A 20,181-nucleotide genomic window follows, 5' to 3' on the forward strand; every position below is an offset into this window, starting at 1 on the left:
GGCAACCGATACGTTGCTGGACGTTTCCCCCTCCAGGACGGAGTAGCCAGTGCAGGACTTCGGGGACTTCGCGAACCTCGACATCGACAAGCTCCTCAAGACCGCCGACGAGCAGTTCGCGCGCGTCGAGGAGATGCAGAAGACCATGGGCGAGCTCGTGGGCCGGGCGCAGGACGAGGACGGCCTGGTCAGCGCGGAGTACACCAGCGCCGGCCTGACCGGGCTCGAACTGCACCCCAAGGCCATGCGGCTGAGCTCGGGCGAACTGGCGGAGAAGGTCAAGGCCGTCGTCCAGGACGCGACGGCCGACCTGCAGCGTCAGGTCAACGAGACGATGGGGGAGGTCTTCGGCGAGGACGAGAACCCCATGAAGTTCATCAACAACCCGGACGCCGCCCTGGAGCAGGTCAAGAACGCCGAGGCCGCCTACAACAGGACGTTCGAAGACGTGATGGGCGAACTCGACAAGATCCGCCGCCGCCTCGACCTCTAGAGCCGTGCGGGATGGGGGAACGACCAGGGTGTTGACGATCAGCTCGCGAAGGCGGACCTCAACACCCTTCTCGCCGCGTTCCGAGGGCCGGCGGGGTGCTATGCCTGCGCCGGTGCCTTCTCGTTCAGCTTCTTCTCCCAGTTCGCCTCAGGCAGATTGAACGTGGCCTCGCCGCCGCCGTGGGGATCGTTGACCTTGGTGTCGAGCTGTGCGGCATTCGCGATGTGCCACGCTTCACCGGCGGCGAAGATCGCTGCGGCTGCGGAGATCACAATCACTCTTTTGTTGAGTAGGTTGAGAGCGATTTGCTCCAGCGTCGCGTTGGCGAGCCAGCCCTTGATTCCGGCCGCCGCCGTCCCGACCCCGGGCAGCGCCTTGATGGCCAGCAACACCATGGCGATGGTGAGGGCAGTGGTTGCGAGGGTCAGCGCTGCGTAGGCCATGACCTTGCCCTCGAGGCTGGTCTGACCGACAGTGCCGGACCTGCTCGTGCAGATCGCCTTATCTCTTTCGGCGTCCTTGAGAAACGCCTCGACGTTCTTTTTGAACTCTTCCTTGTCCTCGCTGGTCCAGTCCGCAGGCGGCTTGGCGTTCAGGGCCTTCGTCAATGCCGCGGTGGCCGTGTCCAGCAGCTTGACGGTCTCGTCCCATTTCTCGGTCAGCGCCTTCTGCTTTTCAGGTTCGCAGGCCAATGTCTCGATGGCGCCAGGAAGGCCGAAAGCAGCCTTCGGATTCATCTTGATCGCCGCGTTTGCCGAGGATCTCGGGTTCGGCCCGAATTTCATGTTGATGAGGGCGGCGAACGTGGCGAGTGTCGCTGCTGTGTGATAGACGCTGAGATAGCCCATTGGCTCAGCCCTTCTTGTACTCGCTGGCGTTGTCGGCGCCCTCCCAGACCAGGCCGGACTTCTTCAACGCGGTGTTCCAACGGCCAAGGAGCTCGACGCCGGAGTTCGTGTATTTAGCCGCCGCGTCGCGCGAGCTGTCGTGCTGCATCCGCATGGGTGTGCCCGCGAGGCCGAAGGTCATGAGGTCGACATGATTGCCCTTGAGCATGTCGTGGACCTTCTTCATATGGGGAGCGGCTTCATTGATCACGATGTTGGCCACATTGTTGTAGTCCTCCTTGGAGACGACCTTGGTCTGGCCGTCCGAGCCCCCTTTGTTCTTGCCGTCGTCCTTGTTCTTGCCGTCGTCCTTGTTCTGGTTGCCGTTCTTCGGGTTGTCCTTCTTTCCGTCGGGGTTTCCCGTCCCTGGGGGGTTGCCGCTGGGCCCTCCGCCACCGCTGGGCCCTCCGCCGCCTCCGCTGGGGCCGCCGCCACCGCCACCCGGGATGTTCGGCGTCTCCGGGGCAGGGGTGTCCCCGGTACCGTCGCCTTCCCCGGGCTTTTCCTCGCCGGGCTTCTCTTCGCCCGGCTTTTCCTCACCGGGCTTCTCTTCGCCCGGCTTCTCTTCACCGGGCTTCTCTTCACCGGGCTTCTCTTCGCCCGGCTTCTCTTCACCGGGCTTCTCTTCGCCCGGCTTCTCTTCACCGGGCTTCTCTTCACCGGGCTTTTCCTCGCCCGGCTTTTCCTCGCCCGGCTTCTCTTCGCCCGGCTTGTCGTCGCCTGGTTTGTTGTCGCCGGGCTTGTCGCCGCCCGGGTTCATGGGGTCTCCGCCGGGGTTGGTCGGGTCGCCGGTCCCGTTGTCACCGGGGGTCTCGCCGGGCTGCTGGTCCGAGCCGTCGCCGCCGGAGTTCCCCTGGTCGGAGTCGTTCTGTCCTGAGCCGTCGCCGTTGCCGTCGCCGCCGTTGCCGTCCTGGTCGCCCTGGCTGTCGGAGCCGGTGTCCGGGTCGTCGATGTCGTCCAGGCCGCCCTCGAGATCGGCGGGGTCGGCGTCGCCGCTGCCCTCGACGTAGCCGTCGTCCCCGGACGGGTCGACGCCGGCTTCGTCGGCCGGGTCCCAGGCGGGATCTCCCTCGGCCGCCTCGGGCTCGACGAGCCCCGGCTCGGTGTCCTCCGGCTCGCCCGGGTCGACGGCGCCGGAGTCGGTGGCCTCGCCCGAGCCGTCGGGCTGACCGGACGGGCCGGACTGGGCGGGATCGCTGGAGGCCAGTTCCGTCTCGGCCGCGCTCGACCCTTCCAGGTCGGCCGGCGCGGCGGGGCCCGTGACGGGCGCGCCGCTCGTGTCGACGGGCGACGAGGGCGCCGGTTCGCCGAACGCTATGGTTGCACCGCTCGCGCCCCGCGCGTCGTCGATGTCCCGTAAGCGATCAGGCTCGGCGGCCAGCCCCCAGTTCAGAAGGCTGTCCATGCTGCGTTGTTCGCTCACCCGGCCTCCGTCCCCCGGCTTTCAGTGATCCGAAACAGTAGCTCAAGTCGGGGCACTCCGGGCAGGCGGAGGGGCCGATCGTCCTTTTCGTTGACTCCGAATCGACAGCCGGGGTCAATGGCCCGCAATCCACCTACCTGCGCGTTTGCCGCCGAGCCGCCGTGTCGTTATCGAGCTGTGATCTGCATGCTTGTTAGTTATGTTGCGACGGGGGTCCTATGTGCCCTTTGATGTTGGATGCGGTGATCGCTCCCCGTCTCTTGACGGCTGAGGCCGTAAGGGGGGTGGCACTGCTCTTGCACAGGGCCACACGGCACAGGAGGTACCAGTGGCGGACATCGACTTCTATCAGGCGAGCAAAAGCCAGCTCGTTCGGGCCAGGGACCTCGTGGTCGCCGCGCACGAGGAGATGGAGGGCCTGCGCCAGGCCGTCATCATGACGGGCGAGAACCTCGCGACCGGCTGGGCGGGCAAGGCGGCGCAGACGTTCGGCCAGGCCATGATCGGCTGGGACGACAACATGATTCTCGTCCGCGACGACCTCTTCACCGTCGCCGAGAGGCTGGGCGCGAACGCCGAGACCTATCAGAAGGCGGACGACGAAGCCGACGGCGCGAACTTCGTCCAGGGTCTCATCAACCGGTAGGAGATCATCATGCCTCAGCACAACGATATCGGCGCGCACGGAGCAAGCGACCGCGTCAAGGTCAACTTCGGGACGATGGACGTCGTCACCGGTGACCTCACGGCGATGGTGAACAGGTTCGAGCAGATCACCACCGACCTGCTGCGCGACCTCGCGCTGGTCCTCGGCACCGGCGACGGCCAGGACGAGAAGGGCGACGTCAACGCCTGGGCCGGTGGCGCGAAGACCTTCTTCGAGGAGAAGAAGGTCAAGTGGAACCAGCAGGCCGAGCAGATGCGCAACGAACTGCTCGCCGCCAAGAACCACGTCAACCAGGCCAGCGAGAACTACCAGATCGCCGAGCGCCACAACAAGGCCATGTGGTCGCAGTACTGAGGCCGGTCGACTCACCGGTCACCGCTTTCGGGTGGTGGCCGGATTTGTCGTCGTCATGAGGATGGAAGGGCATCATGGCAGGACCTGACGGCGGGTGGCCGGGTCTCAAGGGTGACGAGAACACCGTCGAGTTCAGCGTCGAGCGGATGCGCGCGATCGCCAAGGAGATGCGCGGCATCCTCACGGTCATGAACGGCAGGGGCATGGGCGGCCCGGCCAACCCCGGCGACCGGTACATGACCGGCGCCCTGGAGAGCGTTCAGGGGCACGCCAGGATCAGCCACAACGAGATCGGCAGCTGGTCCACGGCGAGCAGGTTCGCCCACGCGGTCGGCTCGACCGACCCGGACCCCGGCGGCGTGGTCAGTCTCGAAGGCAATTCGCGCGGCTTCGAAGCGGTCTACGCGAAGTTCGTCTCGACGTTCGAGAAGGTCGTGCAGGCGCTCGAGGACCACGCGGTCGAGTACGAGAAGAGCAACGTCTTCAACGGCGGCTGACGTCCGCCAATTGGAAGGTGCAGGGTGGCCAGCGAGTCGAACACCTACACGATCAAGACCGGCGAGGCTCCCGAAGCCGGTCAGGTGACGGCGTCCGCGGACCAGATCAAGGTCTGGCTGGACAACACCGATTCCGCTGCCGTGGTCCGGGCCGCCGACGCCTACTCCAGCGCCGCCTCGATGATCGGGCTGGCGAGGGAGTCGCTGATGGCCGCGGCCAAGGGGCTCAGCGAGATGTGGGGCGGCCCCACCGCCGCGCTCTTCCAGGCCGGGCTGCACAAGCTCGACACCACGGGCGACGAGCTGGCCACCAAGATGAAGGCGGTCTCGACGGCGCTCAGCGACTACGGCGGCACGCACCTTCCCGACGCGGTCACCAAGGTGAACGCCATCGAGCCGCTGCCCGGCACGTCTTCGGGCAGCTCGGAGCCCGCGCCGACGCCCACGGTCACCACCACGCCCAGTCCGACGTCGAAGCCCTCGGCGACCGCCACGCCCAAGCCCTCGCCGGGCCCGACGCCGCTCCCGCCGGGCTCGGACCCGGTGGCGGAGGCCAAGGCCAGGCGGGACGAGAAGGCGCGGCAGATCCTGGAGGATCTGAACAAGCAGATCGTCTCCCTCTACGCCCAGGTGCCGGACGAGGTCTCCTACGACCTGGAGATCCCGGCCCCGCCCAGCGCGACCGACGGATACCAGTCCACCAGCTACACCTCCCGGGACCGGTACCAGCCCGCCTTCAGGGGCGGCACCCCCGACGCGCCGGCCTTCGAGGACGGCGACACGCGACCCGGCACGGGTGGCGGTGTCGACCGGCCCGGCACCGGCGGATCCGGGCAGGGCCCTGGCACGGGCTCCGGTGAGGGTGACAGTGACGGTGACGGATCCACGCCGACGAACCCCGAGAAGCCGGGCACGCCCCCGGGTACCCCGCCGGGCACCGGCACTCCGCCGCCCGGAGGCGACCCGACCGTTCCCGGCGGCAACGGCGACCCCGGCACGGGGACGGGCCCGGGTGGCACGGGCAGGGGCGACGGCACCACGCCACCGGTGATCGGCCAGGACGACGGCTCCCGCCAGACGGAGACGGCCTCCTACAGGCCGCTCCAGACCCCCCCGACCACACCGTCGACCACGCCGACGACCACGCCGACGCTGACCACGCCGACGACGCCGTACACCCAGATCCCGGCGACCACGCCGCCCACCATCTCCACCACGCCGGGGCTGCCGAACACCGTCGTCGGGCCGACGAACGGCGCGCCCGGCGTTCCCTCGGTGATCGGCGGCGGGACCCTCGGCGGGCAGAACGCGGTGACCTCGGCGGCCGCCCGCGCCGGCTACGGCACGGGCATGCCGCACCTGATGGGCGGCTTGGGGGGCACCATCGGCGGCGGTGGCGAAAACGAGGAGAACACACACACGACGAACCTGCGGGAGGACCGCAACCCGTGGGCTTCCTCGCATGACGTGACCACGGACCTCCTCGGCAGGACGGGCGAGGCCTGATGGCTTCCCCCACCGGCCAGTGGCCGGAGATGACGACCGTGGGCGCGGTGAACCAGTCGCCGTCCTCCGGCATCCGCTTCGTCAAGGATCAGCTGAAGCCGACGTCGGCCGGTCTGGAGGACAACGCGGAGACGGCCGACGCGCTGGCCACGCGGACGAGCAGCGTCAGCATCTACTACCCCATGGCGCTCATGGGCGTGAAGAGCGCCCACGAGCAGGCCCGCGACCAGGAGGCCGAGTCGGCCAGGGTCGCCGGCGAGGCGCTCAAGACGTGGCGCACCGCGCTCACGATGGCCGACGCCAACTACCGCAAGTCGGATGAAGACAGCCAGTTCAAGCCGCCTGGCATCACCCCGGCGGGGCTCGGTGACCTCGGCGGTCTCGGGAATCTGGGCGGCCTGGGCAACCTTGGCGGCGCCGGCCTGAACCCGGGCGGCATCAACACCCCCGGTCTCGACCGGCCGGACCTCCACACGCCCAAGCTGCCGCTCGACGACCCGAACCTCAAGACCCCCGATCTCAAGACCCCTGACCTCAAGACTCCCGATCTCAAGACCCCCGATCTCAAGACCCCCGATCTCAAGACTCCGGACCTGAACAACCCGGATCTGAAGACGCCGGATCTCAGGACACCGGACCTCAACAGTCCCGACCTCAACCGGCCGGACCTCAAGACCCCGGACCTGAACAACCCGAACCTCAAGACCCCGGACCTGAACGACCCGCGGTCGACGGGCCTGGCGGACTACCAGCCGCCGAACCTGCAGACACCGAACCTGCGCACCCCTGAAGTCACGCCGACCACCTACACGGGCGACCCGACCGCGTCGTACGGCAGGACAGGCACGGGCATGGGGACGGGCACGGGTACCGGCACGGGGCCCGGCTCCGGCCTCGGTGGCGCGGGCGCCGGCCTGGGCGGCGCGCGTGGCCTCAACGGCGCGGGCGGCGCGCCGATGATGCCGATGATGCCGCCGATGGGCGCGGGCGGCGGCCAGGGCGACAACAAGGAAAGGGAAAGGGACACCTACGAGCTTCGCGAGGACGAGGGTGTCTGGATGGACCAGGACGGTATCGCGCCCCAGACGCTGACTCACGAGGTGTGACCATGGGACCCACTTTGACGCGCTACGTGACCGCGATCAGCATCATGGCGGGCGCCGCCTTGTGGATCAGGCGGCTGTGGGCGGGGGCGGTTCCCCTGGCGTTCGCGGCGTGCGCCGCGGACACCGAACCCATCGATGGTGGCGGGCGGGCGTACAAGTCCACGGAGAACGGCGGCGAGACGACGGAGATCGCCGCCGTGCGCGACGCGCTGGCCAAGTTCGAGAAGGACCTGCAGGAACGCGCCGAGTGGGAGGGCCCGGCCTGGGCCTCCTTCAAGCCGTACCTCGACGACTTCAAGAATGAATGGAACAAGAAGGGCGAACATCGCAACACCTTGGGCGAGGCGGTCGGCTCCCCCAAGGGGCTGATCGAGGCCGGCGCCTACCTCGCCGAGGTCACCTCTCTGGCCATGCTGTCTCTGGCCGTCTTCATGCGGGGGACGTGGGCGGCAGGCCCCGCGGGAGTGGTGGCGGGTGAGACGGCCGCGAGCACCGTGGGTCCGCAGATCGGCCGGATCTCCACCGGGGCGCTCAAGAAGATGACGCTCGTCGGCCTCGCCATCACCCCCATCGTGATGGCCGTCATGCAGCTCGGCCAGCAGCAGGCGGCGAAGTTCCAGGACATGAAGGCGATGCCCGCCTTCGACGCCCTCGGCCTGCAGTACGACAAGGCCTCGGGCCGCATCATGCCGAAGACGGTCGGCAACCAGACCTTGCCGGGGATGCCCCAGGGGTCGACGGGCCTGCCGGACACGTTCCCGGTCTGAGCACGGCGGGGCGGGCCTCAGCCGGGAATGGTGAGGACCTGCCCCACCCGCAGGACCGTCGGGTCGGGGCCGATCAGGTCGCGGTTGGCGTTGTAGATCTCCCGCCACCGGGAGCCGTCGCCCCACACCTTGTCGGCGACCTCCCACAGCGAGCCCTCGTTCACCGACCACCGGTCGACGGTGGGCCGCTCCCACGACGGCAGTTGCTCGGGCACGTCCGACGTGTGCAGCGGCCGCCACACCCGGAACACGGCCGTCGGCGTGAAGCCGAGCGCCTGCTTCTGCGCGTCGGGCCCCAGCTTGGCCAGCCACGGAAGCTTCGAGGTGGCCCAGTTGCGCGCCGCGACGAAGCTGCCGAAGGCCATGCCGGACTCGGCGACCGCCGTACCGCTCTTGGTCAGCGTGGCCGCCCAGGAGGCGGCCGAGCCGCCCTGGAACAGGCCCTTGCTGAACGGCCCTGCGATGGGCAGGAAGACGCCCGCGAGGGTGGCCGCCGTGGTGATGCGCCCTGCCTGCGCGAACGTGAGGGGGGAGAGGTTGAAGATGCTCTCGCCCTTCATTCCCTGCGCGGCCATCTGGGTGCCGATGACGCCGCCGTAGACCCAGGCGGAGGTCTTGGCGTAGGAGCTGAAGCTCGCCGAGGCCAGCTTGGTCATGACCTTGACGTCGAAGGGGCGCAGAGCGGCCGTCTTGAGCATGTTCCCGATCTTCGGCACGACGGTCAGCCGGCCGGCGAGCGGCAGCCTGGACAGGACCATTCCCGCGGCCTTGAGCAACCCAGAGAGCCGTTGCAGCAGCGCGACCGCGGCCATGACCAGCCTGGTGGTCCTGAGGTAGGCCAGGTAGGCGGCCCAGAGGGAGGCGGCCAGCCGCAGCGCGAAGAACAGCGCCGCCCAGAGCACGGCCGTCCTGACCAGCTCGACGATGGCCTGCTTGGTCATCTTGGTGGCGGAGAGGACGGCCTCGAGAACCTCCGCGACGCCGACGCAGCTCTGCTTGAGGGCGGCGCGGGCCTTCGGGTCGACGACCTTGCCCCACGCCGTTCTGAACTGGTCGGCGGCCCCGCCCTGCCACTCCTGCACGATCTTGGCCACCGCCGGGTCGATCGCCTGGTGCAGGCGATCGAGGTCGCGGTCGAGCTGGCGGTGGGCGCCGGCGGCCCCCATCAGGCGGTCCTCGATGCGGTCGTCGAACATCCGGGGCAGCGCGTGCCACATGGCGGCCAGCGTGCTGAACAGCGGCCCGGGATTGAGCACCGTGCCCGGATCGAAGTCCCAGCCCCACGAGGCGGGGTTCCAGTTCCAGGTGAACGGGTTGACGCTGGGCTCTCGCGTCATCGGGGCGCCGCCTTCTCGTAGGCGTCCTCGGACCGGTCGAGCGCGACGGCGATGAACTGCAGCGCCTGAAGGAGGTCGGACAGGTAGGTGTCCACGCTCTCGTAGCGTCCCGGCTCGCCGACGTAGGCGTCGGCGACCTCCTCGGCGCCCGGGGCGAGCCCGAAGTCCTGCCGGGTCAGCGCGGCCGGAGCGAAGGCGTGCCGCATCGCGGCGACGTCGTCCACCTGATCGGCACACACCCGCATGGCCCTGCGGAGCGAGTCCGGCAGGTAGGTGAACCCTTGTGAATCCTGCCCCACAAACACTCCTCATCCGTTTTACGGGGGAGGATAGGAACTCGAGTTAACGGTGGTGAAATATTCGGTGTCAGATTTGAGGAGTTGTTGAGCATGCGGATCCTGCTCGTCGAGGACGACGACAGGTTCGCCGACGCGCTCGCGACCGCGTTACGGCGGCACGGACACCATGTCGAGCGGGCCCGTTCGGCCGCCGAGGCGCAGGCCGCGGCGGAGGACGCGGCGCGGGAGCTCGTCCTGCTCGACCTCGGACTGCCCGACCTGGACGGGGTGGACCTCCTGCGCCGCCTGCGCGCCGACTCGCAGATCGGGATCATCGTGGTCACGGCGCGGGGCGAGGAGGCGCAGCGGGTGCGCGGCCTGCGCGCCGGGGCCGACGACTACATCGTCAAACCGTTCGGCGTGGCCGAGCTGGAGGCGCGGATGGAGGCGGTCATGCGCAGGGTGCGCAGCCACCGCCCCACCGCGCGCGGCACCAGCACGTACGGCCCGCTCGACGTGGACGAGGTCGGCCGCGCGGTCAGGGTGAACGGCGTCGACGTCCGCCTCACCCGCAAGGAGTTCGACCTGCTGAACGCCCTGGTCCGCGCCGACGGCGCGGTGATCGGCAGGGACGGCCTGCTGGCCGAGGTCTGGCAGACCACCTGGCAGGGCGGGGCGCGCACGCTCGAGGTCCACATCGCCAGCCTGCGCGCCAAGCTCGGCGACCCCGGCCTGATCGAGACCGTTCGCGGCATGGGCTACCGCATGCGAACGCTGTGACATGCGCCGCCGCCTGCTGATCAGCTACATGTCGCTGCTGGCGCTGTCGCTGGCCGTCCTCATGGTGCCGCTGGCGGTCAACCTGGCCGTGCGCGAGACGCACGAGTCGTTCATCGAGCAGCAGGGCGACACCCAGCGCTTCGCCTCGCAGGCCGACCCGGCGCTCGGCCCGGCCAAGAACGTGGGGCTACGGGCCGAGCTGATCCGCTACCACGAGCTGTTCGGCATCGGCGCCGCCGTCCTCGACGCGGAGGGCAAGATCGTCGCGGTGGCCCCGCCGACGCTGTCGCTCGGCGCGGCGCGCAGGCCCGTCGAGCGGGCCCTGTCGGCCGACCAGCGGCCCCCCGAGACGATCTGGCCGTGGCAGGCCGCCGACCTCGTCGTCGCGGTTCCGGTGATCCAGGAGGGCGAGGTGGTCGGCGCCGCGGTGACGATCGCGCCCACCGGCACGCTGCGCGCGCGGATCGCCGGTACCTGGGTGGTCCTGTTCGCCGGCTACCTGCTCGCCCTGGCGCTGACCTGGCTGGCGGCCAGACGGCTGGCCCGATGGACGCTCCGCCCGGTGCTCGAGCTCGACGCCGTCACCCACGACATCATCCACGGACGGCTGACCGCCAGGGTCGCCAGGATGGACGGACCACCGGAGCTGCGGCGCCTGGCACGCTCGTTCAACCGCATGGCCGACACCGTCACGGACCTGCTCGAACGCCAGCAGGCCTTCGTCTCGGACGCCAGCCACCAGCTGCGCACCCCGCTGGGCGTGCTGCGGCTGCGCGTGGAGAACCTGGCCGACCACCTGAACGAGAGCGGGCTGCGCGAGCACGCGCTCACGGTGGAGGAGACCGAGCGCCTCACCCGCATCCTGGAGGGGCTGCTGGCGCTGGCCACGGCGGAGCGCCACGACGGCCCCGGGCAGGTCGAGGTCGACGCGGAGGAGGTCGTGGACGGGCGTGTGGCGGCATGGCAGGGCCAGGGCGCGGTGCTGCGCCGTACGGGCGGGCTGGACGCGCCGGTCCTCGCGCTGCCCGAGGCGCTGGACCAGATCCTCGACGCGTTGATCGACAACGCGCTCAAGTTCGGCGCCCGCACGGTCACCGTCCACCTGGAGCGGGTGGCGGGACAGGCCGTGATCCGCGTGATGGACGACGGGCCCGGACTGCCGGAGGAGGAGCTCGCGCGGGCCACGGAGCGGTTCTGGCGCTCGGCCAGGCACCAGAACGTGGACGGCACGGGCCTCGGCCTGTCGATCGTCAACGTGCTGGCCGGTGCCTCGGGCGGCTGCGTCGAACTCCAGGCCCGCGAGCCCACGGGCCTGGAGGTCAGGATCTGCTTTCCCGGTAGTAGCGGATCGCGCCCTGATGCAGCGGCACGGGATGGGTGGCGAAAGCGGACCTGACGTTGAGCCTGCGCGCCTCCGGGTGTGCCCGCTCGAGCGCGTCCCTGTCGCTGAACAGCAGGCGCGTCAGGTCGTAGGCGAGGTCCTCGGCCATGCCCCGCCGGACGACCAGGTAGTCGGGCACGCCGATCGAGCCGCAGGCGGGCAGGCCGTACGTGGAGGCGGGGATGGTGCGCGGGCTGTAGAACTCGCCGTGCCTGCGCCGCATCGGCTCGGCGTGGTCGCGCAGGTCCACCAGGCGGACCAGCCGGCGCGCGGCCAGCTGGCTGATCGTCTGGGTGGGCAGCCCGCCGGAGAAGAAGAAGGCGTCGATCGACCCCGACGCCAGCGCCGCGGCCGACGATGCCAGGTCGAGCCGGTCGACCGCGCGTGGCCTGACCCTGGCGAGGGACAGCAGCCGCCTGGCGATGATCTCGGTGCCCGAGCCGGCGGCGCCGCACGAGACCCGCCGTCCGCGCAGGCCGGCGAGCGCCACGATGCCCGAGCCCGTACGCACCACCAGATGGAGGTAGTTGTCGTACAGCCTGGCCAGCGCGCGCACCGGCTGCGGCGCCTCGAACGGCGGCTCGCCGGCGACGGCGAGCGCGGCCGAGTCGGCCAGCGTGAAGGCCACGTCGGCCTGGCCGGCGGACACGAGCCTGAGGTTGTCCAGCGACGCGCCCGTGGCGATCACCTTCGGCCGCAGGCCGGAGCCCTCCGCGGCGATCGCCGAGGCCAGGCCCTCGCCGTAGTCGAAGTACACGCCGCCGCGCTGGCCCGTGGCGATCACCAGCGGCGTCGTCCCGTGCCCGCCCGCGCAGCCGGCCGGCGCGCCGAGCGGGGCCGCGAGCAGGGCGGCCAGCACCGCCCTGCGGCTACTGCCCGACCGCAACGGGGTTCAGCGCCTTGGCCGGATCGAGCGTCGGGCCGGGCGGGATGGCGTGGAGCAGATGGGTCGGCACCGGGGTCACGTCGGCGGCGTCGTAGCCGAGCTTGCCCACCAGGTCGCCCGACTGCAGCGGGAACTTGCGGCCCTGGTCGGTGATGAGCTCGTAGGTGTTGATCGCGGCCTGCTGGTTCTCTCCCGGCAGCAGCCCGGCCAGCGCGGCTCCGCCCGCAGGGAGGATCACCTGGTCGAAGTACTGCTCGCTGCCCGTCACCGCGGGCGGCTTGATGGTGATGGTGCTGCCGATCGTCAGCTTGGCCTTGACCGAGCCCTTGGCGGTGTCGGAGTAGACCGCGCACAGCGGCGACGTGCCCGGCACCGTGACGACCTTGGGGAGGGTTTGCGGCAGGCCGTTGCTCGTCCAGTTCTTCGTCGCCGACAGCCTGCTGTTGGCGGTGGCCGCGTCGATCTCGCGCTCGACGGCCCTGCCGCCGGGGTAGGCCGCCTTGATCCTGGTGTCCTGGAGGAACAGGCTCGCCTGGGTCTGGCTGATGGGCGCCAGGCCGTCGGACAGCAGGACGAACCACCGGTCGGGGCTGCCCGCGACGCCGGACGTGGTGAAGATCTGGCCGATCCTCGCGGTGCGCCCGTCCGGGCCCTTCGTCCGCCTGCCCAGGCCGTCGACGGCCGGCGCGCGGAAGTCGGGGCCGTCGGGGATGGCGTTCAGCCAGGAGGCCGGCACCTTCCGGGTGGCGCTCGCGCCCAGCGCCTGCAGGCCCTCGGGCCCCACCCGCATCTTCTGGTCGTTGAAGATCACGTATGCGGTCGGCCGGCCGGTGCGCCGGGCCTCCGCCACCACCATGGCGTCCGACCCGACCGGCCTTCCGCCCACCGGGATGCCGCCCAGCAGCGACACGAACTGCTTGCGGTCGCTCGACAGCGTGGGGTTGTCCATGACACAGGCCGACCACGGCCCCTTGACCAGCTTGTCCTTGGCCGGCAGGGAGTCGGGCAGGCCCGGGATGCCGACCATCGGGCCGCGCTCGAACGTCGCCAGCGAGGCGGCCTTCACGCTGCGCACCTGGACGTCCGTGCTGTCGAGCAGCAGCCGCGCGGAGACGTAGTTGGCGACGGGCAGCAACCTGCCCTGCTGCTGGCTGTAGACGAACGTGGCGCCGCTGTCCTCCTCGACGAGCAACTGCCCCGGGTCGGTGAGGTTGGTGGCGTGGCCCGGCTTGATCAGACCCCAGATCCCGAACCCGGCGACGACCAGCACCCCGATGAGCACGCCGCAGAACATCGCCACGTTCTGCCTGCGCATCGGCGACTCGGGGACGTCCGGTTCGGCCTGCAGGAGGGCCATGCCCATCCGCTGCATCATCAGCCGGTGGGCCTGGTAGAGATCCTTTCGGGTCTGCATGAAGGCCAGCATAGGAGGCTATGTCCAAGTTCCACATGACTTGGTCAGGTTCCACTACAGTCGAGATCACGATGACGGAGGTGGGCACATGGCAGAGCCAAGAGAAACGGTAAGCGTCGAGGACAGGTGGCCCGGTCTGGACCCGAAGCCCGGCGAGATCGACCTGACGTCGAAAGAGCAGCTTGTCAACATCCTCAAGGATCTGGCCGGTGCGCTGGAACGCCTCGAAGGACTGGAGGTCGGCTCGCTGCCCGACCTCAAGCGTCGTGCCCTGCTCATGAAGCCGGTCGTCATGGGGGGCTGGCCGGCGGGCGATGACTTCTTCGACGCGACCACCAATGCCTATACCTATGTCAGCCATATCTACGAGTCCATCAACTACAAGTTGCGAGCCGCGATCCAGAAGATCAACGACGGGGGCGGCCTCCTCGTGGACGTCGATGATCTGAACAAGGGGAGGCAGAGCGTCTGATGGTGGATGTCACGCCGAAGGAATACCCCGTCAAGGTCAAGGGCGCTGACTTCGAAGTCCACGGCGACCAGGCGGTGGAAAAGGTCAAGAGCATCATCGAGGGCCTGGACGCGCGCGCCATCGAGAAGGCCGGGGCCGCGTACCTCAGCGCCGGCACCATGCTGGCGCAGCTCATGAAGACGATCGAGGACGCCGCCTTCGCGATGGCGAAGATCTGGGGCGAGAAGTCGTCCGTCGACGCGCAGCAGTCCCTGCGCGCGATCTACGTCACCACGAAAAACCTGACGGGCTCCTGCAATGTGATAGGTCGTCAGCTCGAATCGCTCGGCAAGACCGTGATTCCCGCCTACCGCGATTACGGCGGGGATTACTCCTGGGCCGAGGGGCCCTCATGGACGCACGGCATCCCGGACCTCTGGGTCAACACCAAGGGCGACGGCGGCATGTGGTTCACCTCCGACAACGGCGCCGCCAAGGAGCATCTCAAGAACTTCCAGAAAGAACTCCAGACCATTCACGACCTGCTCCCGGAGTCGGTGCGCGAAGACCTGCCGGACATCACGCAGCAGAACGTACCGCCTCCCCAGATCACGCCCCCCAAGATCCCGAACCCCACCGTTCCGACGCCCAACTTCGCCAACACGGGCTACGACCCGAACACCGGTGGCTACAAGCCAGGGAACGGCGACTCCACGGGCAAGTGGCCGGACTACACCTTCCCTGACGGCAACGGGTCCGGCGGGAACGGGTCCGGCGGCAACGGCTCAGGCGGGAACGGGTCCGGTGGCAACGGGTCTGGTGGCAACGGGTCCGGCGGCAACGACCCGAAGTACCCCGACTACCCCGGATCGGGCGACGGCTCGTCCACTGCTCCTCCAGGCGGAAGCGGAGTCAACCCCGTGAAGCTGCCCCACGACCCCACAGCAGGTATGAACACTCCCGACGCGCGCACCACCGAACTGGCCGACTTCCAGCGGCCCAACTTCGACAACCCGTCGAACAACCAGCAGATCGACGCCCGCACCGGGCTGCCCACGAACACCGGCACGAACACCGGGACGAACACCGGCACGAACACTGGTACCGGCTCGAACACCGGCACCGGCACGGGAACGGGCACCGGCACGGGATCGGGAGCGGGATCGGGCGGCTACGGCTCGGTCGCCCCGGCGAGCGCGCGCGGCGCCAACGGCCTCGGCACGGGCATGCCGATGCCGCTGGGCGGCGGAGCGCCGCACGGCCAGCAGGCGCAGCAGAGCGACCACTCGACCTGGCTGCTCGAGGATGAGGACGTGTGGGGCGGCGCCGCCGACGGCGTCACCAACCACACCCTGGGCCACCAGAACCCCAACCCGAGCCAGCAACAGGTCTAGCCGGGCAGCGCCGCCTGGACGGGGGTGACGGTGCCGAGCGTCACCAGCAGCCCCCGTCCCGGCGGCCCGCCGACCGCGCCGCGCGGCAGCCGTACGGTGAACAGGTCGCCGTCGGCGGGGCTCTGCACCGACAGCAGCAGTCCCGTGCGCGACTTGCGGGTCTCGGCGACGAAGCCGCGGTAGGCGGTCGCCAGGTCGGCCGTCGCGCCCGCGATGATCAGGCCGTGCTCGCCGTCCCTGCCGGTTCTGAGCGTCTCCTCCAGGAGCTGTCCCAGGGGCGAGTCGGGGTTGACCAGCTCGGCGTCGTCGACGACCAGGACGTACCGGTCACGGCCGGACAGCAGCTCGCCCAGCCCGGCGGCGTCGCCGTCGAGGACGGCCAGCGCGCCCTCCAGACCGCGCAGCGGGCTGCGGCGGGGACAGACGGCGGCGACGGGCGTGCCGGTGGCGACCAGCGACCGGGCCGCGGTCAGCAGCGAGGAGGAGCGCCCCGACCGGGGCGGGCCGGCGATCACCGCGCCGGGGCCGTGCGCCAGCAGGTCCACGCCGACCGGGGCGAGCGCGTCGCCGCCCACCCCGAGCAGGGCCCACAGCGGACCCTTCGGCGCGGGGCCGAGCTCCAGGGCCTGGCTCGCGGTCACGCGCATCGGCAGCGCGTCGACGCGCAGCGGCGGCTCGCCCTCGGGCTCGCGGGCGCGGGCCAGCTTCTGCAGCGCGGCGACCTGCGCGGGACCTGACGGGTCGGGGTCGAGCAGCGCGATCTGGCTCTCCACGACGCCCTGCTCCCGCACGGACAGCGCGCGGCCCTGCGGCATCGCGGCGGGCAGGTCCTTCACCGGCAGCCCGGCCAGGCCGTAGTCGGCCGGATCGGCCAGGCGGAGGACCAGCCGCTCGTCGAAGACCGTCGACACCTGGCCGAGCAGCGCCGAACGGTCGCCCGTCACCACCGCTCGCAGCCCCACCGCCGGCCCCTCCCTGAGCAGCTGCAACAGCCCCTCGGTGAGCCTGCCGTAGTCGTAGCCCTCGAACGCGGCGACGTATCCCTCCCACCTGTCGAGCATCAGCACCAGCCACGGCAGCCGGTGGCCCGCCGCCCGGTACTCGGCCAGCGAGGCGTGACCCGCCTCGGCCAGCAGTTGCTGCCTGCGGCCGATCTCCTCGCGCAACCCGGCGAGCAGCCGTTCGACCCGGTCGAGCTGGTCGCGCGTCACGACCGCGCCGCAGTGCGGCAGCGCGACCAGCGGCAGCAGCGCGCCGGACCCGCAGTCGACGGCGTGGACGTGCACGTCGGCGGGGGAGTACCCGGCGGCGATGGCGCCCGCGATCGTGCGCAGCGCGGTGGACCGGCCGCTGCGCGCGGCGCCCGCGATCAGCAGGTGCCCGCCCCGCTCGAGGTCGAGCCGCAGCGGCCGCCGCGCCTGCGCCCACGGCAGGTCGCTCACCCCGAAGGCCAGCCCCTCCGGCCGATCGAGGACCACCTGCTCGGGCAGCGGCGGCAGCCACGGGCTCGGCTGCTCGGGCACGCCGGCCCGCTCCGCCGCCACCGCGATCGTGTCGGCCAGGATCGCCAGGTCGCTGATCGCCGGCCCCTCGAGGGGTTCGGGCGGCGGCGGCAGCGCCCTTCCCAGCGCGTGCCAGCCCAGCTCGACCGCCCGCAGCCGCGCCTGCGCGTCGCCGGGCGCCCGGCCGCCCACCCGCGCCGCCTGGACGGCGACCGCCGCCCCCGCGCCCGACCTGACGTAGCACCGGCCCGGCGTCGCCTTGGAGATGTGCGCGGCGTCGGGAAGGCCGATCACGTCGGCCGACTCGGCCGCCTCGGTCACCCTGAGCGCGATCCGCAGCGAGGTGTTGGCCTGGATCTCGGCCGTCACCACACCGGCCGGCCGCTGCGTGGCCAGGATCAGGTGGACGCCGAGCGACCGCCCCCTGCGCGCGATGTCGACCAGCCCCGCAACGAAGTCGGGCAGCTCGGCGACCAGCGCCGCGAACTCGTCGATGATCAGCACCAGGCGCGGCAGCGTGCCGTCGTGGTCGTCGATGTCCTTGACGCCCGCCTCCAGCAGCAGCCGCTCCCTGCGCCTGAGCTCGGCGGCCAGCGAGGTGAGGGCGCGCTGGGTGAGGTGGCCGTCGAGGTCGCTGACCATGCCGACAGTGTGCGGGAGCCTGGCGCAGTCCTTGAACGCCGCCCCGCCCTTGTAGTCGATCAGCACGAACGACAGCTGGTCGGGCCGGTTGCGCGCGGCCAGCGCGCAGATGAGGGTCTGCAGCAGCTCCGACTTGCCCGCGCCCGTCGTGCCGGCGACCAGGGCGTGGGGGCCGTCGGCGGCGAGGTCGACGGTGAACGGGCCCTCGGGTCCGACGCCGAGCACCGCCCGCGTGGTCGGCGCGGACCACTGGACCGGCGGGTCGAGCAGGTCGAGCAGGCGCACGGCCTCGGGCAGGCTGCCCGACGGGTCGTCGCGGGAGACGTCGCGAAGCGGCGACAGCGCCCTGGCCAGGCGCTCGCACCACGACGGCGGCACCCGGTCGGCGAGCGCGGCGCCGAGAGCGTCGAGGCCGCCGCCGCGCAGCCGTACCAGGCCGTCGGGGCCGCACGTGGCGACGGTCTCGCACTCCTCGGGCAGCAGCCGCTGCTCGTCGTCGACGGCCAGGGTGTACACGCCGGCGCGCGGGCCCTGCCGCAGCACCTGCGGCATGCCGGGCAGGCCGCGCAGCACCTGCGCGCCGTCGAGCACGACCAGCACGTCGTAGGGCCGTTCGTCGTAGGCGGGCCGCCGGTCGGCCGCCTCGGGGCCGCCCAGGTCGTCCCAGCCGGTCGGGACCTTCCCGAACTCGGGGATCGAGGTGCTGAGCCGTTCGTCGACCAGCGCGGTCAGCTCCGCCACCCGCCTGCCCGCCGACTCGGGGTCGGCGCCGACCAGCGCCACGCAGTCCTCGCCACGGTGCGGCGCGCAGTGCGGCAGCCAGCGGACCCAGCCCCACCGCTCCCGCGCGTCGGTGCTCGCCGAGAGCACCACGATCGCCAGGTCGCGCGGGCTGTGCAGCGCCGCCGCCTGGGCGACCAGCCAGGCCACCAGGCCGGCGGCCTCCTCGCGCGGCCCCGTGACGCCCGCGACCCCGAGCCTGCGCATCGGCAGCGCCACCGGCACCTTCTCGCACACCGGAACGGGGTACGGCACGTCGAAGTCCAGCTCGGCCGGCAGGTCGGCGAGCCCGACGCGCAGCCGGAGCGCGTCGGCGTCGTGGATCCTGCGCTCCCACAGCCGCCCGCGCGGCCCGGTCGCCGTCAACAGCACCTCGGCCGGGTCGGGGGCCGCCGCCCTCCTGGCCCGCTGGTCGTTCCTGCGGGCCAGCTCGACCTCCTCCTGGAAGAGGGCCAGCTCCTCGCGGTACCGCCTGACGGAGCGCTTGTGCTGCCTGCGCCCGTGGCGCCGCTCGCTCCACCACTGACCGACCATGATGAGCGGTGTCATGAGCGCGATGAGCAGGTAGTACCACTGGCCGGTGACCAGCATCATCGTCACGCCCAGCACCGCGGGCAGGAACGCGGCCAGCAGCTGCAGCCGCATCGTCTCCACGCGCCCTGGCTCCCGCGGCACCTCGAACCCGCGCGCCGTGTCGGGCCGCTTCAGCCGTGGCGGGCGGTTGTAGGACAGGCCGCCGTCGGGGTGCGGCGCCAGGTGCGCGTCGGCGGGCTCGATCGCGGTCAGCGTGAAGATCGAGGAGCCGGCGGTGAGGAAGGCGTGCTCGGGCCATTCGACGGCGGCCGTGACGGGCTCGCCGTCCAGCAGGATGCCGGGGGGCTCGCCCGCCGGCGGGGTATCCCGCAGCGCCAGCTCGTCGAGCTCCTCGGCGTACCTGCCTTTCGCCTTCTTCCTGGGCGGCTCGGCGGGCGGGCGTGGCGGTGGCTCGACGGTGATCTCGGCGGGGGTGATCCTCACGACCGCGGCCTCGGCGGCCAGCGCCGGATCCCGTACGGCCATCGCGCACGTGAGGTCGGCGCCGATGACGTGCACGCCCAGGCCCAGGCGGTGGACGGCGCCCGCGTCGGGGCCGCCGACGACCCTGACCTCGGCCACCCCGCCGGGCTCGGCCACCACGGTCAGGCCGGCCAGGCGGGGGTCGAGGGTGATCGTGTCGCCGTCACGCAGGACCGCTCGGGCGGGCGCCCTCGGGTCGGCGGGCCGGCCGTCGCGCCACACCGTCGGCCCCCCGAACCCGAGACCGGTGTCGCTCACCGGAGGGGCCGCCACGCGCGGCGCGTCACGCTGCCGGGGGATGCGGGGCGGTTCGCCGAGTCCGTACGGCGCGCGGCTCCTGGGCAGGCGGACCACCTTGGCCAGCGGCTCGCCGGGCGGCTCGGCCAGCGCCTCGGCCACCTGGGCGACCGTCGTGGCCGCGGTGCCCTCGATCACGACGTCACGGTCGCCGCGCTCGTCGAGCACGGTGAGCATGATCCGCATGTGCCGTCTCCTCGGGATCGGACCGGCGGCCACGCTAACGCGCGCCTGCCGTACCCGCCGCCCGGACGACGACATCGGCATGAATCCTCGCGGGACC

General features: G+C 71.1%; 18 protein-coding genes. 12 read left to right on the forward strand and 6 right to left on the reverse strand.

Annotated features, from left to right (window positions below; all coding sequences use genetic code 11):
• The first annotated feature begins 49 nt into the window (after positions 1–49).
• Positions 50–493 carry a YbaB/EbfC family nucleoid-associated protein gene (locus ACWDLG_RS15445; protein ID WP_354906168.1) on the forward strand — a complete coding sequence of 148 codons (444 nt, stop codon included), beginning with the start codon at positions 50–52 and terminating at the stop codon, positions 491–493.
• 98 nt (positions 494–591) lie between these two features.
• Here the strand turns inward: ACWDLG_RS15445 and ACWDLG_RS15450 are convergent, their stop codons facing one another.
• Positions 592–1,341 carry a hypothetical protein gene (locus ACWDLG_RS15450; protein WP_449920177.1) on the reverse strand — a complete coding sequence of 250 codons (750 nt, stop codon included), beginning with the start codon at positions 1,339–1,341 and terminating at the stop codon, positions 592–594.
• Positions 1,342–1,746: 405 nt separating this feature from the next.
• Between ACWDLG_RS15450 and ACWDLG_RS15455 the strand changes: the two genes are divergently transcribed.
• From ACWDLG_RS15455 to ACWDLG_RS15485, 7 genes are all read left to right on the forward strand, one after another.
• Positions 1,747–2,643, forward strand: coding sequence for a pentapeptide repeat-containing protein (locus tag ACWDLG_RS15455; RefSeq protein ID WP_449920577.1), 897 nt, complete (start codon positions 1,747–1,749; stop codon positions 2,641–2,643).
• Between the two features lie 488 nt (positions 2,644–3,131).
• Positions 3,132–3,449 carry a WXG100 family type VII secretion target gene (locus ACWDLG_RS15460; protein ID WP_449920180.1) on the forward strand — a complete coding sequence of 106 codons (318 nt, stop codon included), beginning with the start codon at positions 3,132–3,134 and terminating at the stop codon, positions 3,447–3,449.
• A gap of 9 nt (positions 3,450–3,458) precedes the next feature.
• Positions 3,459–3,824 (forward strand): WXG100 family type VII secretion target, encoded by a 366-nt coding sequence (locus ACWDLG_RS15465; protein ID WP_449920183.1) that lies wholly within the window; start codon positions 3,459–3,461, stop codon positions 3,822–3,824.
• A 74-nt stretch (positions 3,825–3,898) separates the two neighbouring features.
• Positions 3,899–4,321 carry a hypothetical protein gene (locus tag ACWDLG_RS15470; protein WP_449920185.1) on the forward strand — a complete coding sequence of 141 codons (423 nt, stop codon included), beginning with the start codon at positions 3,899–3,901 and terminating at the stop codon, positions 4,319–4,321.
• Positions 4,322–4,345: 24 nt separating this feature from the next.
• A complete protein-coding gene (locus ACWDLG_RS15475; protein ID WP_449920188.1) occupies positions 4,346–5,827 on the forward strand; it encodes a hypothetical protein in 1,482 nt (493 codons plus the stop codon).
• Complete coding sequence (locus tag ACWDLG_RS15480) at positions 5,827–6,933, forward strand: hypothetical protein (RefSeq protein WP_449920191.1); 1,107 nt, start codon at positions 5,827–5,829, stop codon at positions 6,931–6,933. The genes ACWDLG_RS15475 and ACWDLG_RS15480 overlap by 1 nt, the downstream gene beginning before the upstream one ends.
• Before the next feature lie 2 nt (positions 6,934–6,935).
• Positions 6,936–7,700 carry a hypothetical protein gene (locus ACWDLG_RS15485; protein ID WP_449920193.1) on the forward strand — a complete coding sequence of 255 codons (765 nt, stop codon included), beginning with the start codon at positions 6,936–6,938 and terminating at the stop codon, positions 7,698–7,700.
• A 17-nt stretch (positions 7,701–7,717) separates the two neighbouring features.
• Here the strand turns inward: ACWDLG_RS15485 and ACWDLG_RS15490 are convergent, their stop codons facing one another.
• Together ACWDLG_RS15490 and ACWDLG_RS15495 are read right to left on the reverse strand one after the other, a co-directional pair.
• Positions 7,718–9,037, reverse strand: coding sequence for a LysM peptidoglycan-binding domain-containing protein (locus ACWDLG_RS15490; RefSeq protein ID WP_449920195.1), 1,320 nt, complete (start codon positions 9,035–9,037; stop codon positions 7,718–7,720).
• Positions 9,034–9,336, reverse strand: coding sequence for a hypothetical protein (locus tag ACWDLG_RS15495; protein ID WP_449920197.1), 303 nt, complete (start codon positions 9,334–9,336; stop codon positions 9,034–9,036). The genes ACWDLG_RS15490 and ACWDLG_RS15495 overlap by 4 nt, the downstream gene beginning before the upstream one ends.
• A 90-nt stretch (positions 9,337–9,426) precedes the next feature.
• Here ACWDLG_RS15495 and ACWDLG_RS15500 point away from each other — a divergent pair, with 90 nt between their 5' ends.
• Together ACWDLG_RS15500 and ACWDLG_RS15505 are read left to right on the forward strand one after the other, a co-directional pair.
• The gene (locus tag ACWDLG_RS15500) at positions 9,427–10,095 is read left to right on the forward strand and encodes a response regulator transcription factor (protein WP_449920199.1); all 669 of its coding nucleotides are present in this window, start codon (positions 9,427–9,429) and stop codon (positions 10,093–10,095) included.
• A gap of 1 nt (position 10,096) precedes the next feature.
• On the forward strand, positions 10,097–11,491 hold the full coding sequence (locus ACWDLG_RS15505) for a sensor histidine kinase (RefSeq protein WP_449920202.1): 1,395 nt from the start codon (positions 10,097–10,099) through the stop codon (positions 11,489–11,491).
• Here ACWDLG_RS15505 and ACWDLG_RS15510 read toward each other — a convergent pair.
• Complete coding sequence (locus ACWDLG_RS15510) at positions 11,415–12,362, reverse strand: TAXI family TRAP transporter solute-binding subunit (RefSeq protein ID WP_449920204.1); 948 nt, start codon at positions 12,360–12,362, stop codon at positions 11,415–11,417. The genes ACWDLG_RS15505 and ACWDLG_RS15510 overlap by 77 nt on opposite strands.
• Positions 12,346–13,776 carry a type VII secretion protein EccB gene (gene eccB / locus ACWDLG_RS15515; RefSeq protein ID WP_449920207.1) on the reverse strand — a complete coding sequence of 477 codons (1,431 nt, stop codon included), beginning with the start codon at positions 13,774–13,776 and terminating at the stop codon, positions 12,346–12,348. The genes ACWDLG_RS15510 and eccB overlap by 17 nt, the downstream gene beginning before the upstream one ends.
• Positions 13,777–13,864: 88 nt before the next feature.
• Here eccB and ACWDLG_RS15520 point away from each other — a divergent pair, with 88 nt between their 5' ends.
• Entirely contained in the window at positions 13,865–14,248 is a 384-nt protein-coding gene (locus ACWDLG_RS15520) for a hypothetical protein (RefSeq protein WP_449920209.1), read from the forward strand.
• A complete protein-coding gene (locus ACWDLG_RS15525) occupies positions 14,248–15,621 on the forward strand; it encodes a hypothetical protein (RefSeq protein ID WP_449920211.1) in 1,374 nt (457 codons plus the stop codon). The genes ACWDLG_RS15520 and ACWDLG_RS15525 overlap by 1 nt, the downstream gene beginning before the upstream one ends.
• On the opposite strand, the gene ACWDLG_RS15530 is transcribed toward ACWDLG_RS15525, so the two are convergent.
• On the reverse strand, positions 15,618–20,084 hold the full coding sequence (locus tag ACWDLG_RS15530; RefSeq protein WP_449920213.1) for an FtsK/SpoIIIE domain-containing protein: 4,467 nt from the start codon (positions 20,082–20,084) through the stop codon (positions 15,618–15,620). The genes ACWDLG_RS15525 and ACWDLG_RS15530 overlap by 4 nt on opposite strands.
• Positions 20,085–20,181: the final 97 nt, after the last annotated feature.

It is taken from the genome of Nonomuraea sp. NPDC003727 (assembly GCF_053586935.1).

Excerpts from the sequence above, each read along its gene's own strand:
- ACWDLG_RS15450 (WP_449920177.1), bottom strand. The coding sequence starts at position 1,341 with ATGGGCTATCTCAGCGTCTATCACACAGCAGCGACACTCGCCACGTTC.
- ACWDLG_RS15465 (WP_449920183.1), top strand. The coding sequence starts at position 3,459 with ATGCCTCAGCACAACGATATCGGCGCGCACGGAGCAAGCGACCGCGTC.
- ACWDLG_RS15470 (WP_449920185.1), top strand. The coding sequence starts at position 3,899 with ATGGCAGGACCTGACGGCGGGTGGCCGGGTCTCAAGGGTGACGAGAAC.
- ACWDLG_RS15480 (WP_449920191.1), top strand. The coding sequence starts at position 5,827 with ATGGCTTCCCCCACCGGCCAGTGGCCGGAGATGACGACCGTGGGCGCG.
- ACWDLG_RS15485 (WP_449920193.1), top strand. The coding sequence starts at position 6,936 with ATGGGACCCACTTTGACGCGCTACGTGACCGCGATCAGCATCATGGCG.
- ACWDLG_RS15490 (WP_449920195.1), bottom strand. The coding sequence starts at position 9,037 with ATGACGCGAGAGCCCAGCGTCAACCCGTTCACCTGGAACTGGAACCCC.
- ACWDLG_RS15500 (WP_449920199.1), top strand. The coding sequence starts at position 9,427 with ATGCGGATCCTGCTCGTCGAGGACGACGACAGGTTCGCCGACGCGCTC.
- ACWDLG_RS15505 (WP_449920202.1), top strand. The coding sequence starts at position 10,097 with ATGCGCCGCCGCCTGCTGATCAGCTACATGTCGCTGCTGGCGCTGTCG.
- eccB (WP_449920207.1), bottom strand. The coding sequence starts at position 13,776 with ATGCAGACCCGAAAGGATCTCTACCAGGCCCACCGGCTGATGATGCAG.
- ACWDLG_RS15520 (WP_449920209.1), top strand. The coding sequence starts at position 13,865 with ATGGCAGAGCCAAGAGAAACGGTAAGCGTCGAGGACAGGTGGCCCGGT.
- ACWDLG_RS15525 (WP_449920211.1), top strand. The coding sequence starts at position 14,248 with ATGGTGGATGTCACGCCGAAGGAATACCCCGTCAAGGTCAAGGGCGCT.
- ACWDLG_RS15530 (WP_449920213.1), bottom strand. The coding sequence starts at position 20,084 with ATGCGGATCATGCTCACCGTGCTCGACGAGCGCGGCGACCGTGACGTC.